The organism is Subtercola sp. RTI3 (assembly GCF_035018625.1).
In the GTDB taxonomy this organism is placed as follows: domain Bacteria; phylum Actinomycetota; class Actinomycetes; order Actinomycetales; family Microbacteriaceae; genus Subtercola; species Subtercola vilae.
Genome location: NZ_JASJXO010000010.1, coordinates 59,781 through 78,479, shown reverse-complemented (window position 1 = coordinate 78,479; position 18,699 = coordinate 59,781). Strand labels below are relative to the sequence as shown.

The 18,699-nt window shown below is 64.7% G+C and carries 13 protein-coding genes; 4 read left to right on the top strand and 9 right to left on the bottom strand.

Annotated features, from left to right (window positions below; genetic code table 11):
• Nucleotides 1-112: 112 nt before the first annotated feature.
• Nucleotides 113-1,423, bottom strand: coding sequence for an arginine deiminase (locus QN358_RS06235; protein ID WP_323511878.1), 1,311 nt, complete (start codon nucleotides 1,421-1,423; stop codon nucleotides 113-115).
• On the bottom strand, nucleotides 1,420-2,877 hold the full coding sequence (locus QN358_RS06230) for an amino acid permease (RefSeq protein WP_323511877.1): 1,458 nt from the start codon (nucleotides 2,875-2,877) through the stop codon (nucleotides 1,420-1,422). The genes QN358_RS06235 and QN358_RS06230 overlap by 4 nt, the downstream gene beginning before the upstream one ends.
• Before the next feature lie 356 nt (nucleotides 2,878-3,233).
• Here QN358_RS06230 and QN358_RS06225 point away from each other — a divergent pair, with 356 nt between their 5' ends.
• The 3 genes from QN358_RS06225 (at nucleotide 3,234) to mprA (ending at nucleotide 6,802) form a co-directional block, all read left to right on the top strand.
• Nucleotides 3,234-4,709: a catalase gene (locus QN358_RS06225; protein ID WP_323511876.1), complete on the top strand. Its 1,476-nt coding sequence runs from the start codon at nucleotides 3,234-3,236 to the stop codon at nucleotides 4,707-4,709.
• Nucleotides 4,710-4,767: 58 nt separating this feature from the next.
• Nucleotides 4,768-5,736 (top strand): universal stress protein, encoded by a 969-nt coding sequence (locus QN358_RS06220; protein ID WP_323511875.1) that lies wholly within the window; start codon nucleotides 4,768-4,770, stop codon nucleotides 5,734-5,736.
• Nucleotides 5,737-5,974: 238 nt separating this feature from the next.
• Complete coding sequence (gene mprA / locus QN358_RS06215) at nucleotides 5,975-6,802, top strand: MprA protease, GlyGly-CTERM protein-sorting domain-containing form (RefSeq protein ID WP_161580347.1); 828 nt, start codon at nucleotides 5,975-5,977, stop codon at nucleotides 6,800-6,802.
• A 144-nt stretch (nucleotides 6,803-6,946) separates the two neighbouring features.
• Here the strand turns inward: mprA and QN358_RS06210 are convergent, their stop codons facing one another.
• From QN358_RS06210 to gabT, 5 genes are all read right to left on the bottom strand, one after another.
• Entirely contained in the window at nucleotides 6,947-8,206 is a 1,260-nt protein-coding gene (locus tag QN358_RS06210; RefSeq protein ID WP_323511874.1) for a monooxygenase, read from the bottom strand.
• Nucleotides 8,207-8,398: 192 nt separating this feature from the next.
• On the bottom strand, nucleotides 8,399-9,766 hold the full coding sequence (locus QN358_RS06205; protein ID WP_136640883.1) for an NAD-dependent succinate-semialdehyde dehydrogenase: 1,368 nt from the start codon (nucleotides 9,764-9,766) through the stop codon (nucleotides 8,399-8,401).
• Between the two features lie 8 nt (nucleotides 9,767-9,774).
• Nucleotides 9,775-11,238: an NAD-dependent succinate-semialdehyde dehydrogenase gene (locus tag QN358_RS06200; protein WP_323511873.1), complete on the bottom strand. Its 1,464-nt coding sequence runs from the start codon at nucleotides 11,236-11,238 to the stop codon at nucleotides 9,775-9,777.
• An 88-nt stretch (nucleotides 11,239-11,326) separates the two neighbouring features.
• A complete protein-coding gene (locus QN358_RS06195) occupies nucleotides 11,327-12,643 on the bottom strand; it encodes a Glu/Leu/Phe/Val dehydrogenase (RefSeq protein WP_323511872.1) in 1,317 nt (438 codons plus the stop codon).
• Nucleotides 12,640-14,004 carry a 4-aminobutyrate--2-oxoglutarate transaminase gene (gene gabT, locus QN358_RS06190; RefSeq protein ID WP_323511871.1) on the bottom strand — a complete coding sequence of 455 codons (1,365 nt, stop codon included), beginning with the start codon at nucleotides 14,002-14,004 and terminating at the stop codon, nucleotides 12,640-12,642. The genes QN358_RS06195 and gabT overlap by 4 nt, the downstream gene beginning before the upstream one ends.
• A 120-nt stretch (nucleotides 14,005-14,124) precedes the next feature.
• Here gabT and QN358_RS06185 point away from each other — a divergent pair, with 120 nt between their 5' ends.
• Nucleotides 14,125-15,639, top strand: a complete 1,515-nt coding sequence (locus tag QN358_RS06185) for a PucR family transcriptional regulator (protein WP_323511870.1) — start codon at nucleotides 14,125-14,127, stop codon at nucleotides 15,637-15,639.
• On the opposite strand, the gene QN358_RS06180 is transcribed toward QN358_RS06185, so the two are convergent.
• On the bottom strand, nucleotides 15,627-17,195 hold the full coding sequence (locus QN358_RS06180; RefSeq protein WP_136640960.1) for an APC family permease: 1,569 nt from the start codon (nucleotides 17,193-17,195) through the stop codon (nucleotides 15,627-15,629). The two genes, QN358_RS06185 and QN358_RS06180, sit on opposite strands and share 13 nt — an antisense overlap.
• 79 nt (nucleotides 17,196-17,274) lie before the next feature.
• Nucleotides 17,275-18,633, bottom strand: coding sequence for a flavin monoamine oxidase family protein (locus tag QN358_RS06175; RefSeq protein ID WP_136640878.1), 1,359 nt, complete (start codon nucleotides 18,631-18,633; stop codon nucleotides 17,275-17,277).
• Nucleotides 18,634-18,699 lie beyond the last annotated feature (66 nt).

Sequence of the window (18,699 nt, the reverse complement as noted above, 5' to 3'; positions counted from 1 at the left end):
CTCTGGGTCTTCAGCAGCGCAGCAGCTGCGAACGGTCGTTCGTAAGCCGCCCGGGTCAGGTCTGTGCCTTTCAGCAGATGACTAATCGCGGCAACATGTATTGCCGTCTGCGTCATGACCGCGCCTCCTGGCCTGCAGGATCGCGCTGGATCGGGCACGACATGCACCGTGAACCGCCTCGCCCCCGGCCGAGTTCGCCGCCTGCGACTGTGATCACTTCGATTCCATTCCTTCGCAGCAGCGTGTTCGTGGTGACGTTCCGGTCGTAGCCGATGACGACACCCGGTTCGACAGCAAGGTAGTTGTTGGCGTCGTCCCATTGCTCCCGCTCCGCCGCACGAGTGTCCTCCGTTGCTGACAGTACGTGAACCTCAGACAGGTCAAGGGCTTCGGCGATGAGCTCGAATAGATCCTGTTCGGGGCCGACGATGAGGGAAGACTCTCCGGGCAGACCTGCCGGGGCGATTGTTCGGCCACGCAGATCCGTCTGGCTGAGGTTGGGATAGAGAACGAAGGTGTCGATGTCGATCATCGTCATCACCGTGTCCAGGTGCATCATCGCGTGGGATTTCGGTAACCCGACGGCAATGATCGAGGTTGCCTGCCCGGCCTTGAACAGTGCTGAGGCGAGTAGCTCGACGGCCATTGGTGTTGTTCGTTCTCCCATACCGATCAGTACGGCCCCGTTGCCGAGAACATGGATGTCGCCGCCTTCGATACTCGATCGGGTGCGCGTCTCGTCGATGTTGTACTGCAGGAACGGGTCACCGCTGAAGAGCGGATGGAACGAGTACACAGCCCGCACATGGTCTGTTTCACGCACCCGCGCCGGCTTCGCCATCACGTTGACGTTCACTCCGCCGTAGATCCACGCCGAACTATCCCTGGGAAACAAGGAGTTCGGAAGAGGCGGAATCAGAAAGCCATCCTTGTCAAGACTGTCGAAATACAGACTCAACCCGGGTGGTGTCGGCACGTCTTCAGGGAGAAGACCACCGATCAGCATCCCGGTAAGCCGGCGAGGTTCTTGATCGTCGAGGAAGCTGCGAAGGTAGGGAGCGAAAGAGGGCCCGAACGAATCTGTCGTGCAGACCCGTTCGAGCACGAAGTTGCGTGCCTCGGCGACGTGCAGTGCCTGGCTGAAGAGGTCGTCGAAGTGATGCACCACGATTCCGCGTGAGGCGAGGGCATCGGCGAAACCGTCGTGCTCGGAACGTGCGCGCGACGGCCAGAGCACATCGTCGAACAGGAGCTGTTCGCGGTTCTCGGGGGTCAGCCGGTTCAACTCGGTTCCCGGCCGGTGGATGATGACCTGACGGAGCCGTCCGGCCTCCGAGTGGACCCCCAAGCCACGAACGCTCGCTGGATCAGCCGGAGCGGCCATCCTGATCGGCGCGGGTGCAGGGGTAGTGAGGGTCGTCATGAGATTCGCTCCAACTCCGGTGCATCAGTCGCTGTGTTGCTTGCGATGGCGTCGGGTGCGGCGTCGGGCGCGCCGACGGAGAGCGTGCTGGACAGCGGCGCGGGACTTTCGGCGCCGTACCCGTTCTTCTTCGACGCGCGAAGCCAGATGTAAAGCGGAATACCGAGTAGGAAGCAGAACACCCCGTAGTAGGCGGCTTGAGCGCCTGTTCCGGCGAGGGCCCAGAAGGTGAATGCCAAAGCGACCCCGGCGATCGTGACGTCTTTCGCGAAGTGCGGCCAGGAGGTCTGCCGGCGGTGGGTGACGAGCCAGAACACTTGGGCTGCGGCCGAAAACATGTAGGGGATGACCGAGGTGAAGACGGTCAGCAGCAGAACGGTCGTGAACACGTTGGAGAAGTTCGTGTAGGCCAGAACGGTCAGCAGCGTCGCGAGAATGGTGGAGGCCAGGATGCCGAAGATCGGAAGCCCGCGACGTTCACGAGCGAAGGCGCGGGGGAACATACCGTCTTTCGCTGCGGCATTCGGCATCTCACCAACGATGAAGGTCCAACCGACCAGACAACCAAGGCCCGACACGATCGCTGCAAGAGCAATGATCTGGCCCCCGAGGTCGCCGCCGAACATCGCGTTCGCGGCGTCGCTGAACGGTGCCGTGGATGTTCGAAGCGCCTGGTTGCTGACGGTACCGAAAACGGCGAAGGTACCCAGAATGTAGATGACCGCGCAGATGACGGTGCCCCAGACGGTCGCCCGGGCAATGTTCTTCTTCGGGTTACGCACTCGGCCGGCGGCCACGGAGGCGGTCTCGATTCCGAGGTACGCGAACAGGGCGATGGCGCCTGCCCCGGCGATGGCGCTCCAACCGTCGGTTCCGGAGGAATTGAACGCTCCGAAGTTTTCTGCCTTGATGAAGAACAGGCCGACGAGTGCGATGAACACGAGCGGCACCACCTTCAAGATAGTGAAGATGACTTGTGCTGCGCCGAGGGTTCTGATGCCGACCACGTTGATCAGCACGGGAATCCAGAGACCGATGGTGGCGATCACGATCGACCACCCGATGTTGTGGTCGGTGTTGACGAACACCTCGACGTATCCGGTCAACGCGACGACGATCGCGGCGTTGCCAGCCCACGCGGTCACCCAGTACGACCAGCCGTTGATGAAACCGGCGAAGTCACCGAATGCGTCCCGGGCGTATAAGTAGGGGCCACCGGAGCCGGGGATGCGTGCCGCAAGCCGGCCGAACACCACCGCAAGTGCCAACGCACCGACAGTCACCAACGCGAATGCGACCAAACTGATGGGTCCGAACATGGCCAGCGCTGCGGGGATCCCGAACACGCCGGTACCGATCACAGAGCCGATCACGAGAGCCGAAGCGGTTGGCAGGCCCAGACTGCCCGGCGTTGCAGGCTTCCGGGGTGGGCGGGACTCCTTTGTTGTATTCATGCCCCGATCATCCAGCGTCGCGCCAAGCGGCCTAGAGGCTTTAGTCCCGGGAACCACCACAGTCCGCGGCAGCGCATCCGGAAACGTACCAGCGAATCGACGATGTCAACCCGGCTGTGTGAGCCGGCTCCAGAGTGAACGTGTACGGATTCGAACAATCCGATCCGGCGACAGATGTGGTCTTGACCCAATCGGACCCAATCGGACCCGATTCCCCGAATCGGACGTCCATCGCGGCTGTGTGTGGGCTGGGAGTGGGCGGCAAGGGTAGGCTGCCCGACCTATCTTTCCCGAGGACCGCCTGCCTAACGTGGCCACACACAGCATCTGCTGTCTACTTCTGATCGGAGATGCACATGACTGACACGCCCACGCCACCCACCACCACGACGGATTCGGGAATCCCCGCCACCAGCGATGAGTACTCGCTGACCGTTGGGCCCGCAGGCCCGATTGCGCTCCACGACGCGTACGTGGTGCAGAAGATGCAGCAGTTCAACCGGGAACGCACACCAGAGAGGGTCGTGCACGCCAAGGGCACTGGCGCCCATGGTTATTTCGAGGTCACCGACGATGTGTCGTGGTTCACAAAAGCCGCGTTCCTCGGCGAGGTCGGGAAGCGCACGGAGATGTTCGCCCGGTTCTCGACCGTCGCCGGTGAGCAGGGCTATGCCGACACGGTGCGTGACCCGCGCGGCTTCGCTTTGAAGTTCTACACCGAGGAGGGCAACTTCGACATGGTCGGGAACAACACGCCCGTGTTCTTCGTGCGCGACCCCTCGAAGTTCCAGGATTTCATCCGCTCGCAGAAGCGGCTCCCCGACACGGGGCTCCGCGACAACAACATGCAGTGGGACTTCTGGACCCTCTCGCCCGAGAGCGCGCACCAGGTGACCATCCTGATGTCCGACCGCGGTACGCCGAAGTCGCTTCGCACAATGAATGGTTACAGCAGTCACACCTACTCGACGATCAATGCGGCTGGCGAGAAGTTCTGGGTGAAATGGCACTTCAAGACCGAGCAGGGCCCGGAGAACTTCACGGATGCCGATGCCAAGGCCATGACAGCGACCGACCCCGACTACCACCGTCGCGACCTCCGGGCCGCGATCGATCGGGGTGAGCATCCGGTATGGCGGCTCGAGATGCAGGTGATGCCGTTCGCCGACGCGGCGAAATATCGCTTCAACCCGTTCGATCTCACGAAGGTGTGGCCGCACGAAGACTACCCGCCGGTGCAGGTGGGTCGGATGGTGCTCGACCGCAATCCGGAGAACTTCTTCGCCGAGGTCGAGCAGTCGAGCTTCTCGCCCGCGAACCTTGTGCCCGGCGTCGGGCTGAGCCCCGACCGGATGCTCATGGGCCGGGTCTTCTCGTACCACGACACGCATCTGCACCGCATCGGCACGAACTACCAGCAGCTCCCGATCAACGCGCCGAAGGCCGAGGTGCACACCTACAGCAAAGACGGTGCCATGGCCTACAAGCACTCAGGCGCTCAGCCTGTGTACGCCCCGAACTCGTTCGGTGGCCCGGTTGCTGATCCGCAGAGAGGTGCCGATCTGACGTGGTGGGTCGAGTCGGGTGAGCTCGGCCGTTACGCCTACGAGAAGCACTCCGAAGACGACGACTTCGGTCAGGCCGGGTCGCTCTATCGGAACGTGATGGACGACACCGACCGGGAGCACCTCGCTGCCAACATCGTCGGCCACGCCAGCGATGGTGTGACGTCTGAGATGCAGCAACGCGTTATCGAGTACTGGACCCTGGTGGATGCCGGACTCGGCAAGAAGGTCGCCGACGGGCTTCGGGCCGCAGCACCGGCAGTGTGAGGCGTCGTGGGGACCTTTGACTCTATTCGACGATCCACAGGAAGGGCACAGTGGACGCATGGACATCAACGGACGCACCCACCCTCTCATCGTCGTCGGTGTCGACGGCTCGCGATCTTCTGTCGCTGCACTCGCATTCGCGAAAGAGTACGCAGAGAGGAGGCATGGGCGCCTTCGAGCAGTGTCAGTATGGAGCTACCCCATCTCCTACAACCCGCTGCCGGTGACCTGGTCTCCGGAGAAGGACGCAGAGTTCCAGCTCCGGATGGCCTCCAAGGAGGTCTTCGGGCACGTTCTTCCCGATTGGTACGAGCAGACCGTGAGAGAAGGGTCCGCCGCCCGGAACCTCCTCGACGAGAGTCGCACCGCCGATGCTCTCATCGTCGGCAGTCGAGGACACGGCGGTTTCGCTGGCCTGCTCCTGGGCTCCGTGAGCGCGCAGTGCGCCGCCCACTCGCACTGCCCGGCCATCGTCATCCACGCCGACCACACCGCTGCAGGCGCAGGCGCAGGCTCCGATCAGACCGAGCACCCGCTGTCAGCGCGGGGCGGTGCGCTGGTGGTCGGGTACGACGGCTCAGCGAATGCCGACGACGCTCTGGCGTGGGCGCTGGCCGCGGCAGAAGATCTCGGCGCACCCGTCACGGTCGTTCGCACGTGGAGCATCGACCGCATCCCCCGAGAGTCCATCGACGAATTCGGTCATGGTCACTCATTCGATGACGTGACAGCGCAGGTGCGCCGCGACCTCGTCTCTGAAACTCAGAGCCTCATCGACGCGCATCCGCGGGTCGCTGTCACTCTGCAGGCAGTTCTGTCGCAGCCTGCCGAGGAGTTGATCAGAAGATCGAAGGACGCCTCGATGGTGGTCGTCGGCTCACGCGGCCGTGGTGGGTTCGTCGGGCTTCTCCTCGGTTCGGTCAGCGCCGAATGCGCCTCGCACGGGATGTGCCCCGTTGTCGTTGTGCCTGCTGGTTCACGCACCGGGAGCCGGGCGGCGCTCAACGTGGCCGCCGTAGATGGATGACGCACCAGGGCCACCACGGACTGTGATCCTCCGCTACGCGTCAATCCGTGTCTCTTCAGGTGAGGGCGTGATGAATTCCAAATCGGACATCCGCCTGCAGGGGAAAAGAGCACATGAGAATCAAACGCACAACCGCCGGAGTCGCAGTTGCCGGCCTGGCCATCGGAGGAGCATTGTTTCTGCCATCCTCCGCGTCTGCGGCGCCGCGGCTTCCCAGCCACAGGCAGACTGGGAGTTCATGAAGTGGGATGAAGCGAACAAACAGTTTCTGATCAACGCTGATCTCAGCGCGACGTACAACACGGGACAAGACGGCGCCGATGCGACCTACCTCGGGTACTCGGTCTACGCGACCCAAGCTGGCAGCGCCAGCCCGATGACGTACAAGACAGTGGCGTCCAACGGCGTGCTCAGCGAGCCCGGCGATCCGTTCAGCCTCAGCCCCACGGATGCGCTTCCGACGTATGCTCTCGGCGACGTCGCCACGGGGTCGACGGCTACAGCGGACTACATGATCGCCGTAGAAATGGGCACTGCGAGTGGTACCGGCTGGGGTATCGATTTTCACTACTCAGGCAAGTTCCAGTGCCCCGTCATCACGGGGGCATACACGACCGACGGCACCGTCGGCACGACGTATGCATCGACCGTGGGAGCAACGGCGGAGGGTGCGGTGACTTACTCGGTCGCTGCGGGATCTCTGCCTGACGGGCTCACGCTCGACCCGACTACCGGCGCGATCACGGGAACCCCTACGACGGGCGGCACGACGTCGTTCACGGTCTACGCCACCGATGCGTGGGGCGAGTACACGAGTATCGATGCCACCATCGCTGTTCCTGCGGTTGCCGTCGTGACACCGACTCCAACCGCAACACCGACAGCAGCACCTGCCGTGGTGGCCGCGGCCCCGACAGCAACCGCAGTTGCGGCGTCGAAGACGTCGTCGCTCGCTGAGACCGGCAACGATGTCATTGTTCCGATGTCGGCAGGCGTACTGCTGCTGCTGGCGGGAATTGCTGGTTTCGTTCTCCGCCGTCACCGACGAACTGGCGCAATCGAGTAGTCGGCATCGAAGGTGAAGGCCCGGTCTCAGCGCAGTGCGTCTGAGGCCGGGCCTTCCGCTTGTTGGGCCGGTGTCGACCGTTGTGCCCGCCGACCCTGACCCCGTCCCCGTCCCCGTCACCGGGAGCCGTGCATCCGGTGACGCTTAGGTGTACCAGCTCGGCTCGGGAATCTCGTTGAGCAGCACGTACTGGCCGACTTCGCGTTTCTTGTAGGGCAGGGGATCGTGAAGGGTGTGGGTTCGAAGGTTGCGCCAGAAGATGTCGAGACCGACGGTGTTCGAGGATGCCCGGGCCCCCGTCAGCTCGAATACCTTCGTCGTCACTTCGAGGCCGTCTTCTGCGATGCGCAGTTTCGCGGCGGCAATCAGCACGGCGATTTCGCCCCGGCGACGCTCGGTCAGTGTCTCCCGCGGAGCATGGAGCACGGCGCTGATCTCGGCACCGGCCTTGTCGATGAGGGCCTCGTCTGCCCACAGCTTCGATGCCAACTCGCCGTAACCTTCGAGCAGGTACCATTCCTCACTGGCCGACGGCTTGTTGTCGCCGCCATACGGCCACGACCGTGTCTTCTCGCGGGTGTACTCGGTTGCGGTCGCGATGGCGCCCTGCGCGATACCCAGATAGAAGTTTGCGAATACGAGCTGGATTGTGGGCACATTCAACGTGTTGTACACCAACGGCTGAAAGACTTTGCCGACGAATCCGGCCGCGGAGGCCCAGTCGACACGCACTCCGCGAATGTCTACTGAACCCGATTCGGTGAGGCGCTGACCGAGGTTGTTCCAGTCGTTGCCGAAGACAATAGCCGGCTGCTCTGTTGGCACGATCGCGAAGATATGGGTGTCTGTGCCTTCGAGAATTCCTTCGAGCACCGTCAGATCGGAGACTCGACCGCCGGTCGAGAACGACTTGTGACCGGTGAACACGAGCTCGTCGCCCTCTTCGACGATGGTGAGGTCACTGTCGCGGGGGTTCACTGCACCGCCGAACAGAAGGTTGTTGGTCGTGTAGAGCTCTTCGACGGCGGAGATCTGGTCTTCGGTGGCGACGAGGCGAGCTGCCCACGCCCAGAGGTAGTGGTATCCGAGCAACTGCCCGATGGATCCATCGCCGCGAGCCACCTCACGAATGACCCGGTACGCGGTGTCCCACGTCTCGCCGCCACCTCCGTGCCCGGCGGGCCCGAGCAGTGTGACGAGCCCCGAGTTCTTCAGCAGCTGCACCTCGGCGAACGGCGGCTGATTGGCGTTGTCGCGTTCGACCGCGTCAGCAGCGAGAATCGTGCTGACCTCGGCCGCTCGCCGAATCCAGCCCGCTGCGGTAGACGGTCGGGCTTGGTTCGCCCAACGATTCTCTGGGCCGGAATTGTTCGTCGTGGGTGACGCAGTGTCAGTGATCGTCATGGGAGCCTCCTGCTCAGTGGTGCGGATGGCCTAAGCGTGCCCCCTCAACCGCCCGCGAAACGTTTTGTTTCAGGGCGTGACGGAATACGTCGCCATGTGTCACCCACTTCGCGGCGACACGTTCAGCGGAGACCAGACGGCGGCGACCAGACAGCGGCGCTCGCCCCGGGCGTGCTCAGCTTCTGACCCCGCTCAACCGATTCGGATGAGCTTCTTGTTCACGAACTCTTCGGCGCCGAGCCTGCCGAGCTCCCGGCCGAAGCCGGAACGTTTGACACCGCCGAACGGCAGCTCGGGTGAGTCGGCGAGCACAGTGTTGACGAACACCATGCCCGCGTCGAGCCGGTCGGCTACCCGCAGCGCCTGAGCTTCGTCAGTGGTGAACACGTACGAACCGAGCCCGAACGGGGTGTCGTTCGCCACGCGCACTGCGTCGTCTTCGTCGGCGGCACGATAGACGGCGGCAACGGGCCCGAAGAACTCTTCACGGTAGGCCGGGTTCTCGGGTGTGATGGATGTCAGCACTGCGGGCGAGAAGAACGTTCCGTTTCTCTCGTGCGGGCCCGCAATCACGGCACCTGCTTGCACAGCGCGCTCGAGCTGCTCTGCGAGCCGGTCTGCCGCTGCGGTCGACGACAGCGGACCCAGCTTCGTCGTCTCGTCGGTCGGGTTCTGTGGCTGCACGGCCGAGAGTGCGGTCACGAACTTGCCGAGGAACGACTCGTAGAGATCGTCAGCGACGATGAACCGTTTTGCCGCGTTGCACGACTGGCCGTTGTTATCCAGTCGCGCCGCAACAGCGGCTTCGACGGCACCATCGAGGTCGTCGGTACTCAGGAGGATGAACGGGTCGGAGCCGCCCAGCTCCAGCACGACTTTGGTGAGGTTGCGCCCCGCGATCTCGGCGACGGCCGCACCGGCGCGTTCCGATCCGGTGAGCGAGACGCCCTGCACGCGGGGGTCTGCTATTACCGTCTCGATCTGCTCGTTCGACGCGAAGAGATTCGTGTAGGCGTTCGCTGGGAACCCCGCGTCGAGAAACAGCTGCTCGAGAGCGATCGCGGTTTCGGGGCACTGGGGTGCGTGTTTCAGGAGAATGGTGTTGCCCACGATCAGGTTGGGGCCGGCGAACCGGGCAACCTGGTACAGCGGGAAATTCCACGGCATGATGCCGAGCAGCACTCCGAGCGAACTGCGCCGAACGAGTGCAGAGCCGGCGCCCCCTCGGAGAGAGATGGGTTCGTCTTGCAGAAACTGTTCGGCGTTCTCGGCGTAGTACGCGTAGATCTCGGCGCTGAAGTCGACCTCGGCCAGGGCCTGGTCTAGGGGCTTTCCCATCTCTCGCACGGCCGTTTCAGCCAGCTGCTGACGGCGCTCGGTGTGCAGCTCGGCGACGCGGGCCACCAGGGCGGCCCGGTCGGCGATGCTCGACGGCCGCGACCACTGACGATGAACGGTATCGGCACGCTCGATGGCACCCACGAGATCTGAGTCGGAGATCAACGGATACTCGACACCGGTTTCTGCGGTGGCGGGATTCACAACACTGTAAATGCTCATGGTGCCTTTCAATTCGGAATCAGGGTGTACTTGGTCGAGAGATATTCGTGAATGCCTTCGGCTCCGCCCTCCCGGCCGAGCCCCGATTGTTTCACACCGCCGAAGGGCGCGGCGGCGTTCGACAGCACACCCACGTTCAGGCCCATCATGCCAGTGTCGAGCTTTTCGATCATGCGGTGCCCGCGCGCCAGGTTCTCGGTGAAGACGTAACTGACCAGCCCGTACTGGGTGTCATTTGCCAGCGCAACTGCCTCCTCCTCAGTATCGAACTCGACGATCGAGAGCACCGGCCCGAAGATCTCCTCGCGCAGAATGTCGCTTCCCGCCGGGGTGTTCGTGATGACGGTCGGCTCGTAGAAGCTGCCGATGCGTTCTGGCCGGTGGCCGCCCGCTACGAGCCGCGCGCCACGGCCGAGCGCATCACGAACCAGCTCGTCGACCTTGTCGACAGCGCTGTCGTTGATGAGCGGACCGATATTCACTCCGGGCTCGGTGCCCCGCCCGAGGGTGAATGTACCGACCCGTTCGGCGACGGCCTCGGCGAACGGGGCCGCAATCGAGCGGTGCACGATGAAGCGGTTGGCAGCGGTGCAGGCCTGCCCGATGTTACGGAACTTCGCCGCCATCGCCCCCTGCACCGCCTTGTCGAGGTCTGCGTCGCCGAACACGATGAACGGCGCGTTGCCGCCCAACTCCATCGACGTGCGCAGTACGTTCTCGGCGGCCTGCGCGATCAACTTTCGGCCGACGGCGGTCGAGCCGGTGAAACTCAGCTTGCGTAGTCGTGGGTCGGCGATGATCGGGCCCGAGACCGCTGCCGAGTTCGATGTGGTGATGACGTTCAGAACGCCGGCCGGCAGCCCGGCCTCTCTGAAGAGCGTGGCGAGGTACAGGGTGGTGAGAGGCGTCAGCTCTGCCGGTTTGACAACCACCGTGCATCCGGCTGCCAGCGCTGGCGCTATCTTGCGGGTCGCCATTGCGAGCGGAAAGTTCCACGGTGTGATGAGCAGCGCGGGGCCGACCGGGCGCTGGGAGACGATGATCTGCCCGGTGCCTTCAGGGTTCTGCCCGAAGCGCCCCGAGATGCGAACGGCCTCTTCGCTGAACCAGCGCAGAAACTCTGCCCCATAGACCACCTCGCCGGCGGATTCGGCCAGCGGTTTGCCCATCTCGAGCGTCATCAGCAGGGCGGCCTCATCAGAGCGACTTGTGAGAAGGTCGAAAGTGCCGCGCAGTATTTCGCCGCGCACCCGGGGTGCCGTGGCGGCCCAGTCGTCAGCGGCGGCAGCCGCGGCATCGAGGGCGCGAATGCCGTCGGCGGGAGTCGCGTCGGCGATGCTCTTCAACACCTGGCCGGTTGCCGGGTCGAAGACGTCGAGCGTTCTGCCCGTCTCGCTCGGCACCCACTCGCCACCGATGAACAGCAAACCGGGTACGGCGTCGAGCAGGGCGGATTCGGTGATGGTCGTCACGAGAGCTCCTTCAAATTCGGGTGGGTGCGGTCCAGCGCCAGGCCTAACGAGAGGGCCATGTGACGGGTTCGGCTGCGGGCGGCGCCGCTCACGGGTAGAGTCCCCGCAGGCGGTGGGCTTCGGTGACCCGCGCCACTGCGAGGCGCGTTGCCGCTGCCCGAAGGGTGAGCTCGTGCGCCCGTGCGTGTTCGTTCACGGCGGCCCAGGCGGCGAGCATCCGCTCTTCCAGACGTGCCTCAACGTCACGTGCCTGCCAACGGTACGACTGGTTCGCCTGAACCCATTCGAAGTACGACACGATCACGCCGCCGGCGTTCGCGAGAATGTCGGGTGCGACGAGCACGCCATGTGATGCCAGAATCGCATCGGCCGCACGCGAGGTTGGCCCATTCGCGCCTTCGACGATGATGCGGGCCCGGATGCTCGCGGCATTGCCCTCATGGATGACACCCTCGACCGCAGCGGGCACCAGCAGATCGACATCGAGTTCGAGTAGATCTGCCGCCTCCAGTTCGTCGGCGCTGCCGAAGCCCACGACGGAGCCGGTGGCATCGACGTGCGCACCCAGCGCGTGGATGTCGAGCCCGGCCGCCCGGTGAATGGCGCCGTACTGGTCGCTCACCGCCACGACCCGGGCGCCTTCGTCGGCCAGAAAACGGGCTGCGTCACGCCCGACCTTGCCGAAGCCCTGAATTGCCGCGGTCGACCCGTCGACCCGAATGCCGAGGCTGTGAAGTGCCGCCTTCGCGATGTGCACGACCCCGCGCGAGGTTGCGCTGGCACGGCCGAGCGACCCGCCGAGGCTGAGCGGCTTACCGGTGACGATGCCGGGCACGGTGTGGCCCTGGCTCACCGAGTAGGTGTCCATGATCCAGGCCATCGTACGCTCGTCGGTGCCGATGTCGGGGGCCTGGATGTCTTGCTGCGGCCCGATGATGGGCAGAATCTCGCTCGTGTACCGGCGGGTCACGCGTTCGAGTTCACCGATGCTGTACTGCCGTGGGTCGAGGGCGATTCCGCCCTTTGCGCCGCCGTAGGGCACGTCGAGCAGCGCACACTTCCAGGTCATCCACATGGCCAGGGCGCGCACCTCGTCGAGGGTCACATCCGGGCTGTAGCGCAGGCCCCCCTTGGCGGGCCCGCGCGAGATGTTGTGCTGAACGCGGTACCCCGTCAGCACCTGCATGCTGCCGTCGTCTCGCCGTAGCGGAATCGTCACCGTGAGCTCGCGGCGCGGCTTCGCGAGCATCGTGTGAAGGCCTTCGTCGTAGCCGAGAGCGGCCGCGGCCTCGGCGAGCTGGGCCTGGGCATCGTCGAGGGCCGAGGTGCGGCCGGTCAAGCCGGTCTGAACGACGGCGGGCTGAGTGGGGGAGGGCTGAGTGAGGGAGGGCTGAGTGAGTGTCATGAGGTGGCCAGTGCCTTTCGCACCACGGAGATGCCGTCGCGAAGCAGTCCGTCAGAGATGGTGAGCGGGGGCAGAAATCGAATCACGTTGCCATACGTTCCGCAGGTGAGCAGGATGACGCCGTCGGCGTGGGCCGCCTGCGCCACGCGAGAGGTCAGCGCCGCATCGGGCTCGTTCGTCTCGGGGTCGACGAGTTCGATGGCCACCATTGCGCCGCGCCCCCGCACGTCGCCCACGCGTCGGTCGACACGGGCGATCGCCTGCAGCTCGTCACGCAGCACGGTCTCGATCTGGCGCGCGCGCTCGATGAGGCCGTCATCCTGATAGCTCCGGATGCTCGCCACCGCCGCCGCGCAGGCGATCGGGTTGCCTCCGTAGGTGCCGCCGAGGCCGCCCACGTGGGCGGCATCCATTATCTCGGCACGGCCGGTGACCGCCGAGAGCGGCAACCCGCCGGCGATTCCCTTGGCCGTCACGATGAGGTCGGGAACGAGCCCCTCGTGTTCAGAGGCGAAGAGAGCACCCGTGCGCGCGAACCCGGTCTGTACTTCGTCGGCGATGAACACCACGCCGTTCGCGAGGCACCACGCGGCGATGGCCGGCAGAAAGCCGGGGGCGGGAACGATGAAACCGCCTTCGCCGAGAATCGGCTCGATGATGACGGCGGCAAGGTTTGCTGCGCCGATCTGCTTCTCGATCTGGCTGATGGCGCGGCGTGCCGCCTCGGGGCCCGCCAGGTCGCCGTCGCGAAACGGGTACGACATCGGAGCCCGGTAGACCTCGCCGGCGAACGGCCCGAAGCCGCTCTTGTACGGCATCGACTTCGCGGTGAGTGCCATCGTGAGGTTCGTGCGGCCGTGGTAGGCGTGGTCGAAGGCGACGACGGCCTGCTTGCCGGTGAAGTACCGCGCGATCTTCACTGCGTTCTCCACGGCTTCGGCGCCCGAGTTGAACAGCGCGCTGCGCTTCTCATGGCTCCCGGGAGTCAAGGAGTTCAACAGTTCGGCCACCTCGACGTAGCCCTCGTACCCGGTGATAGTGAAGCAGGTGTGGGTGAACTGCGCCACCTGGTGGGTGACAGCGGCAACCACCGCTGGGGCCGCGTTGCCGACGCCGGTGACAGCAATGCCCGAGCCGAGGTCGATCAACGTGTTGCCATCGATGTCGAGAACCACGCCGCCGCCGGCCGCCTGCACGTAGATGGGCAGGGTGACGCCCACGCCCCGTGCCACGGCCGCAGTCTTGCGTGCCGTGAGAGCGCGCGAACGCGGCCCAGGAATCTCGGTGACGAGGTTGCGGCGCTGCGCCAGCTGTGGCCCGCCGAGCTGTAGAGGCTCTGTGGCCTCGGTGGTCAACGTCATTATTGTCCAATCGCATCAGGTGGTCAGGGAACCAGTCTGGCTTCCGGATGCTCACCGATACAGTGCCATACTGGTTCAGTATCTCGAGGCTGATGCCACACTGGCAGAACGGAGGGCGCTGTGCCCGCAACACTCCGATCGCTCGTCGATCACGACGCGTTCGGTGTCACCGAGCGGTCTGCGCACGACGAAAGCGCTGCCGTCATCGGCTGGGTGCACAGTTCAGACCTCGAAGACCCGTCGCCCTTTCTCTCGCCCGGCCAGATGCTCCTCACGACCGGCCGCCAGTTTCCTGACAACGACAGCGAGCTGTATTACAGCGATTACGTCGAACGCCTGGTACGAGCCGGAGTCGTGGCGCTGGGGTTCGGCACTGAGGTCATTCGTGCCGGAACCCCCGCTGCCCTCGAGGCCGCCTGCCGGAGCGCCGACCTGCCGCTGGTCGAAGTGCCGTATCGCACCCCGTTCATCGCGATCAGCCAGTGGGTGGCGGGCGTTCAGGCCGCAGAGGCCCGCAGCCGCGTCGACTGGGCTCTCGCCACGCAGAACGCGGTTTCGGTGGCGGCCCTCGGCGCCGGCGGCGTGCGGGCCGCGATTCAGAAAACAGCCGACCACCTCGCGTGTGAGATCGCCCTGTTCGATGCCGATGCCGAACTCACCGATGCTGCAGCGGCATCCGGAATCGGCCACAGCACGGTTCCCGACGAAGTCGTGGCGCACCTCGGCCGGCTGCTCGGCGCCCAGCATCGCTCGCGCAGCGATCGTGTGGTGGCAGGTGAATTCGTCACCGTGCAGACGCTGGGCAGCACCGGATCGCTCACCGGCGCGCTGGTACTCAGCCGCGCCGAACCTTTCGATTCGGCGGACTTCTCGGTGGTGACCACTCTGGTTGCCCTCGCCGAAGTCTCGCTCGAACACCGGCAGAGCCTGCGGGTGAGCCTTCGGGCTCTGATGGAGCAGCTCTTCCTGCTGCTGCGTGACGGTCGTGTCGTCGAGGTTCGCCGTGCCATCGAAGCGATTGCGGCCGGCATGCCGGGGGAGCGCTTACGAGTGGTCGAGGTGCGTCTCGACCTCAGCCGCCCGGCGCTTCGTGACGCACTCGAACGCCGGGCATCCGAACCCCACAATCGATTGTTCATTACGGGCGGCCCCACGCGGCTCACGCTGCTCATTGAGCCGTCGTACTGGCCTGATCTGGCGGCGTTCATCCGTCGTCGAGGGGGAAGCGCGGGGGTCTCTGACGCCATTGGCTGGCAGAGTCTTGCCATCGGCGTCGTTCAGGCCCGGCGGGCGCTCGAGCGCACGAACCCGGGTGAGGCGACGCAGTTCAGCGAACTCGTGTCAGCCAGCTTTCTCGGGCTGCTCGCCTCGTCGAGCGTGGCCGAAATCGCGGATGCCCGGCTTTCGGTGCTGCGGGCGTCGGCCCACGGCTCGGCTCTGCTCACCGACGCGGTGGTCTGGCTCGGCCACAACGCCGCCTGGGATCCGGCCGCCCGGGAGCTTCACATTCACCGCCACAGCCTGAAGGCGCGCATGGCCGAGCTCGGCCAGCTCGTCGGGCTCGACCTGGAACGCTTTCAAGACCGGGCTGAGTTGTGGGCCCTGCTCTCATCGCTCAATCTCTATGACGTCTGACCTGCTGGAGTCTCGGCCGGTCGCTCGGTGGCGGGTGAGAGATCGCGGGTCAGCGTCTGGCCGGTGAAGAACGCGGGGTTCACCGCCCGCATGACGAACATCAGAACGACTCCGGCCAGCAGAAGGCAGATGCCCAGAATGAACACCAGGCCGAGCCCGGCGACATTCGAACCGCTGCCGAAGTCGGGGTTCGCCGAGTCGATGAGAGTGGTCACGAAGATCACCGCCAGAATGACGCCCCCCACGAGCGGCGCCAGGAATTTGAAGAAGAACGAACGGATGCTCTCGAATGCGTTTCGGCGAAAGTACCAGACGCACGCGAATGCCGTCACGCCGTAGTAGAAGCAGATCATCATGCCGAGCGTGAGGATCGTGTCGGTGAGCACGTTCTGAGACAGCACCCGCATGACGGCGTAGAAGCCCCAGGCCACCGCCCCTGCAACCACGGTGGCGAAGCCGGGCGACTTGTAGCGCTGGGTGATCGACGCGAATCGCTTGGGGAAGGCCTGGTAGTGACCCATGGCCAGCATGGTGCGAGCCGGGCCGACGAACGTCGACTGCAGCGATGCCGCCGAACTCGAGAGCACGGCCAGCGACAGCAGAATGGCGAAGGGGCCCATGATCGGGCCGGCGAGGGCCGCCAAGACGTTGCCTGAAATGTCGGCGTTGCCGAGGCCGAGCGCCCCGGCGCCGATACCGGAGAACATCAGCGCTGCTACGGCGACGGCCACGTAGAGAACGAAGATGATGACGACCGTGAGGGTGGCAGCGCGGCCGGGGGTGGTTTTGGGGTTCTTCGTCTCTTCGTTCATGGTGAGGGTCACGTCCCACCCCCAGAAGATGAAGATCGAGAGCGAGACTCCGGCCGCGAAGGCCGAGAAGGTCGGCACGGCAAATGGGTTGAACCAGTCGAGACTGAACGATGTCGCGTCGAAGGCTGAGCCGTTCGAGACGTGCACGATCGCCGCCACCGTGAACCAGACGAGAACAATGAGCTGAAAGCCCACGAGCCAGTACTGAACGGCCTTCGTCGCCTCCATGCCGCGATAGGCCACATAACAGGCGGCCACCATGAAGGCCAGACAGGTCACGATATTGAGGGGCAGATTCAGCGCGAGGTCAGCCAGGCTGGGGTTGCCGAAGATCTGAGCGAGCGCCAGATAGAAGAAGTCGACGGCGACGCCCGCGAGGTTCGAGAGCACCACCACCGTTGCGACGATGAGGCCCCAGCCGCCGAGCCACCCCACCCAGGGGCCGAACGCCCTGGTTGCCCAGGTGAACGAGGTGCCGCTGTCGGGCATGGCGTGGTTCAGTTCGCGGTAGCCGAGGGCGACGAGCAGCATCGGCAGAAAGCCGACGAGAAAGATGCCCGGCATCTGAGTTCCGACGACGGCCACGGTGGGCCCGAGCGACGCGGTGAGCGTGTACGCCGGAGCGATGCACGAGATACCGATGACGGTCGCCCCGAGAATGCCGATTGTGCCGGCAGACAGGCCTTTGGCCGAGAGCCCCTTGCCGGCCAGCCCGTCTGAACTCGAGTCGAGGGGGGCATCCATACCCGTCGACGATGATGCGGGCACCGTGTTGTTCGTCATGCGTTTGATGGTCACTCCTTTGTGATCTGTTGGCTGGGTTCTACTGGCTAAGAATCTCGGCGGCGATGCGGCGGCCCACACGAATGGCGCCGTCGACGTGTTGGTATCCCTCTGCGGCCAGGTCACTCGACCCGAAACGGATGGGGCCGACAGGCTCGAGTTGCAGGGCGCCGTAACGGGTGAGCCCACCCAGGTCGAAACTGGTGGCGTAGGCGCCCTGGGTCCACTCTTCTGCCGCCCAGTCGCTCTCGAAATAGACGGCCGGAGCAAGGGCTTCTGGGCCGAAGTATGCGGCCAGCGAAGCAAGAATCTGGGCTCGGCGGTCTTCGGCGTCGAGGGTGAGCATGCGGTCGGCCTTCTCATCGGAGACGAAGCCGACGAGCGTGCCTCGGGTCTCTCCGTAGTTCGAGTTGTCGTACGCCTCGTGCACGATCTGGTACGGGCTGAACGCCGTTCCCGACAGGCCTTTGTCGCGCCAGAACGGAGTTTCGTAGCTTGCGTGAACCTTGATGACCAAGCCGAGCGACTGATGCTGGGCTGCCTGCTGGCGAAGCCGGGGCAGCGCCGGAATGTAGTCGATGCGTGAGTAGAGGTTCGGCGGCACTGCAACGATCACGTGGGCGGCACGCACCTCGAGGGTGTCGGTCGAGACGATGACCGAGTCGTTCTGCCAGGCGATCGATCGCACCGGCTGGCCGAGAAGAACGACGCCCTCGCCGAGCCGTTCAGCGAGCGAGAGGGGCACCCGCTGCAGGCCTCCGATGACGCGCTTGTCGAGAATGAAGTCGGCGTCGACCAGGTTGCTGAACGAGCCGGCGCTTGCCGCCATCAGCAGCGCCTGGAGCAGCGAGAAGGCGTGCGCCGGCTTCGTGAGCATGGCGTCGGCGATGAAGAGCGCGATGTTGGCCCGGGCCTCTGCATCGTCGGTCTGAGATTCGAGCCAGCTCAGAAACGAGACGTGATCGAACTCTGCGGCCCGCGGCTGTGACCACGGTGCGGCAGGGTCGGTCGCCGCCGTCAGCTCGTCGAGCAGAATTATGAGGCGCTCGATCTCGTCACGGGTGTGCTGGCTTGCCGGAAAGATCTCGCCGGTGAACCGCCGCGCTTCGCCGTCAGTACCGATGTAGACACTCTCACCCTCGCGGTAGCGGGAGTACGTCTCGAGCCCGAGGGTGTCGAGCGTTTCAAGAAGAGCGGTCTGATCGGGTGAGACCCACTGGCCACCGATCTCATACAGCTGGCCGTCGACGGTGTCGGTCCAGACTCTGCCGCCCACTCGGTCTCGGGCCTCGAGAACGAGCACACGCTGGCCCGACCGACTCAATTCGGTGGCCGCGGTGAGCCCGGTTACACCGGCACCCACAACCACAACGTCGACTTCACGTATCTCGGTGACCATTCGATCTCCTCCTTAAGATCCAACGCCTAAAATAAACGGCGTTAATTTAGCAAAGTACTGGAGCAG

Bases quoted from the DNA above. Each gene is read 5' to 3' on its own strand.
- QN358_RS06235 (WP_323511878.1), bottom strand. From the start codon at position 1,423: ATGACGACCCTCACTACCCCTGCACCCGCGCCGATCAGGATGGCCGCT.
- QN358_RS06230 (WP_323511877.1), bottom strand. From the start codon at position 2,877: ATGAATACAACAAAGGAGTCCCGCCCACCCCGGAAGCCTGCAACGCCG.
- QN358_RS06225 (WP_323511876.1), top strand. From the start codon at position 3,234: ATGACTGACACGCCCACGCCACCCACCACCACGACGGATTCGGGAATC.
- QN358_RS06220 (WP_323511875.1), top strand. From the start codon at position 4,768: ATGGACATCAACGGACGCACCCACCCTCTCATCGTCGTCGGTGTCGAC.
- mprA (WP_161580347.1), top strand. From the start codon at position 5,975: ATGAAGTGGGATGAAGCGAACAAACAGTTTCTGATCAACGCTGATCTC.
- QN358_RS06210 (WP_323511874.1), bottom strand. From the start codon at position 8,206: ATGACGATCACTGACACTGCGTCACCCACGACGAACAATTCCGGCCCA.
- QN358_RS06205 (WP_136640883.1), bottom strand. From the start codon at position 9,766: ATGAGCATTTACAGTGTTGTGAATCCCGCCACCGCAGAAACCGGTGTC.
- QN358_RS06195 (WP_323511872.1), bottom strand. From the start codon at position 12,643: ATGACACTCACTCAGCCCTCCCTCACTCAGCCCTCCCCCACTCAGCCC.
- gabT (WP_323511871.1), bottom strand. From the start codon at position 14,004: ATGACGTTGACCACCGAGGCCACAGAGCCTCTACAGCTCGGCGGGCCA.
- QN358_RS06180 (WP_136640960.1), bottom strand. From the start codon at position 17,195: ATGGATGCCCCCCTCGACTCGAGTTCAGACGGGCTGGCCGGCAAGGGG.
- QN358_RS06175 (WP_136640878.1), bottom strand. From the start codon at position 18,633: ATGGTCACCGAGATACGTGAAGTCGACGTTGTGGTTGTGGGTGCCGGT.